The following is a 3,914-nucleotide window of genomic DNA, read 5'->3' on the forward strand; positions in this document are numbered from 1 at the left end:
GGGGTCTTTCTCGCCGTCGGGTCGGATGAGGCGGATGGTGGCTCCGACGGTGAGGGGCCAGAAGAATTCGGGGACGGAGACGTCGAAGCCGACGGAGGTCTTTTGCAGTACTCGGTCGCCGATATCGAGGGTGAAGACGGATTGGCGCCAGGCGATGAGGTTGACGATGGCGGCGTGCGACACCATGACGCCTTTGGGGCGGCCGGTGGTGCCGGAGGTGAAGATGACGTAGGCGGTGTCACCTGGTGCGGGCGAAGCTAAGATGCTCACGGACGCAACCGAATCAAGGAGTAGGCGGGTGTCCGCGCGGTCGACCACGACGATGTCACCGTCGAGGGTTGATCGGTGGTTTTCCAGTGTTGTCCGGTCGGTGACGATCGTGGTGGGGGTGGCGTCGTCGAGGATGTGTCCGACTCGTTCGGTGGGGTAGTTGGGGTCGATGGGGACGTAGGCGGCGCCGGCGCGGATAATGGCGTGGAGGGCGGCGGCGAGGTCGATCGATCGGGGCAGTATGACGGCGACTCGGTCGCCGCGTCGAACTCCGGTGTCGAGTAGGACGGCGGTCATGGCGTCGATGCGGGTGTCGAACTGCGCGTAGGTCAGTGCCGTGCCGGTGTCGTCGACCAGAGCGATCGCGTCGGGTGTGGCCTTGATCTGGTTGCGTACCAACGAATCCAGGGTGGAACCTGAGGTGGCTATCTCGAGACCGGTGGCGTCCGACCCGGTCGACCACTCGGCGATTCGTGTGCTGTCGTCCTCGGGCAGGAGGTTCAGATTCGAGATGCGGGCATCGGGCGTGGCAGCGAAGGCGTGGAGCACCCGCTGGAAGATCTCCGCAATGCGTGTCGTGGTGGCGCGGTCCAGTTGCTCTGGGCGATAGGAGAACTCGAAGGTCGTGTACTCCGGCGCAGGGATCACGGCGAGCGTCAGTGGGTAGTGCGTCGAGTCGAGTCCGCCGACACCGGCGAGCGTGATGCCCGTGCTGTCGTCGGCGTGCAGAGCTTCCTCGTCGATGGGGTAGTTCTCGTACACGACGAGGGTGTCGAACAACGTCGGGAGTCCGGTGAGCCGGTGCAGCTCCGGCAGTGGAACGTGGTGATGGCTCAGCAACGCGGTGTTCTGTTGCTGAGCGCGGTCGAGCAGTCCGGAGAGAGTGGGGTTGTCACTCAACGTCATCGGCGTCGGAACGCTGTTGATGAACATACCGACGGCGCGCTCGATGCCGTCGATCTCGGCGGGACGGCCCGACACCGTGGTGCCGAAGACGACGGTGCCCAGGCCGGTGACCGCATTCAACGTCACTGCCCATGCCGTCTGCACCAGACTGTTCACCGTGGCACCTCGGCCACGAGCCACACGGTCGAGGTGCGCGGTCAGGGCCGCATCGGCGAAAATCGAGATCTCGTCCGGGAAGACATCGGACGTCGCGGGTGCAGTGGGGGCGATGATCGTCGGTTCGGTGACCGCGTCCAGCGCAACTGCCCACGCCCGCAGTGATTCTGCACGGTCCTGGTCTGCGAGCCAGCGCAGAAAAGCTGGATACGAGGTGTCGGGAACCGCGGGCACTGCCGGCGCGCGATAGGCGTCGAGCAGCGTCTGGACCACCGAGGGAGTGGACCACCCGTCGGCCAGAACGTGGTGCATCGTCAACAGCACCTCGTGCCGTTGTGGCGCAGTGCTCACCGCGGTGATCCTCAGGAGCGGTGCCCGATCGAGAACGAACGACGTCGCGCGGTCGGCAGCGACGATCTCCTCGAGTCGCGCGTCGGAGTCAGTACCGGACGTCAGATCGATGTGCTGTACCGGCACCCGGAGTCGAGTCGGCACGACCGCGACGTGATCGCCGCTGTCGGTGGTGGTGATGGCCGACGTGAGGTTGGGGTAGGTGTCGAACACTCGCGAGAAGGCGCGCTCGAGTCGGGGGACGTCCAACGGCCCGGTAAGGGTCAGGGTCGTCTGCGTGATGTAGACGTCGACATTCGCTTCATTCGGAGTGTCGAGTCCCAGAAGCGACTCGAAGACCATCCCGTGCTGCAGAGGCGTCAACGGCTGGACGTCGGCTAGGGCACCGTAGCGGGACTCGAATGCGGCGATGTCGGCGAAGGTGACGTAGGGAGCAGTCAGGTCCGACGGCACTCGTCGCACGTGATCGGCCGTGGGTACGTAGGTCGCGAGGGAAGACAGTGCAGCGATCCAGAGTGCCAGCAATTCTTCTGCGTCGGAGGACGATACGGCCCCTGTCGCATAGGTGAAGATTCCGTCCAGAACGGTTGCGCCGTCGGGACCGGGGACTGCCGCGATGTTGATGTCGATCGCGGCCGCCACGGGCAGGTCTGCGGGGGAGTAGCCGCCGAGACCCGCCGATTCGGGAGCGGTTCGCCATGCCGTCGGCTCGGAGTCGGTCGTGAAACGGCCGAGGTAGTTGAATCCGATGTCCGGGATTCCGTGTGAGGAGAACCGATCGGTGGTGTCGGGGTCGAGATGCCGGAGCAACCCGTATCCGATGCCGCGGTCCGGTACGGTGGCCAGCGATTCCTTGACGCGGAGCACCGCGTCTGCGGCAGTCTGCGAATCCATCAGTGCTGCTTCGGGATCGATATCGCCTGTATCGACGATCACGGGGTACCAGGTGGTGAACCACCCTATGGTGCGACCGAGCTCCGCACCGGGGATCAGCGTCTCCTGCCGCCCGTGTCCCTCGAGCCCGACGACTGCGGGTCGTCGACCGAGTCCACGCTGGGCCCGCCACACGCCGACTGCAATCGCCAAAGCGCCGAGAAGAACCTCGTCGGCCCCCGCCGACAATGTCCGCTGGACATCTTCGAGAACGGCACGGGTCACGCCCGCAGGCACCGAGATCGGCACGGTTGCAGCGGTGGCACCGGTATCGAGAATCGGGTCGACGCTTCGACTCGCCACGGTCGGAGTGATGTGCGCAGCGACATCGGACCAATACGATTCTTGCGCAACGATATCTGCGTCGGTCGATCGTGCCCACAGAGCGGAGGACCACGACGTGATCGAGGTTCCGACCGGCAGCAGGTCGGCTGTGGTCGCGCCGGTTTCCAGGGCGTAGGCGTGTGCCAGGTCGTCCTCGAGGATGCGCCAGGACACGCCGTCGACGACGAGATGGTGAACCACGGTCACCAGACGGCCCGTTGCCTCACTCGGATCCGTGCACCACGCCGCGTGCCACATCACGCCGTTGTGCGGGTCCAGCTTCTGTGACAGTTCGGCGACGAGGCTGTCGATCCGTTTCGTCCACGAGGGGTGCGCCCACCCGTTGTCGATCGTCGACATCGCGATCCGGTCGCCGACTGTCTCCAGCGGTACGTCGGCTGCCGGCACGGTGAACATCGACAGCCCGTCCTCGCGAACGACACTGCCCCGCAACGCGGAATGGTGCCGGACGACGCGTGTCAGGGTTCGATCGAGCTGACTGCCGGACATGCCAGCGGGAGTGACGAAAACGAACGACTGGCTGTATGAACCGAAGCCGGGTTGATCGACGTGGGCGGCGGCGATCGGCCACAGGCGGGATGTCGGGACCGCGACCGGACCGGACGCGATGGCGTCGCCGACACGCTCGTCGATCAGGCGTGCGAGTCCCTCGATGGTGCGGCGATCGAATACCTCTGCGGCAGAACATGACAGTCCCGCCCGTCGTGCCTTGGACACCACCTGAATCGACGAGATGCTGTCACCACCGAGCCGGAAGAAGTCGTCGTCGATGCTCAGTGGTGTGTCGTCGGGTATGTGGAGTACGTCGCGGTAGATGTGGGTGAGTGTGTGTTCGGTGGCCGATTCTGGTGTTCGGCCGGTGCCCGTGGTGATGTCGGGGGTGGGGAGTGCTCGGGTGTCGAGTTTTCCGTTGACGGTGGTCGGGATCGAGTCCAAGGCCGAGAAGACCGTGG

Annotated in this window: 1 protein-coding gene; it reads right to left on the minus strand. The window is 65.2% G+C overall.

Translation table 11 applies throughout. The features are described from left to right. On the minus strand, nucleotides 1-3,914 hold a 3,914-nt coding region (locus tag CH251_RS16530), incomplete at both ends, for a condensation domain-containing protein (RefSeq protein ID WP_143544979.1).

The sequence above is a fragment of the Rhodococcus sp. 06-462-5 genome (genome assembly GCF_002258315.1).
Lineage (GTDB): Bacteria > Actinomycetota > Actinomycetes > Mycobacteriales > Mycobacteriaceae > Rhodococcoides.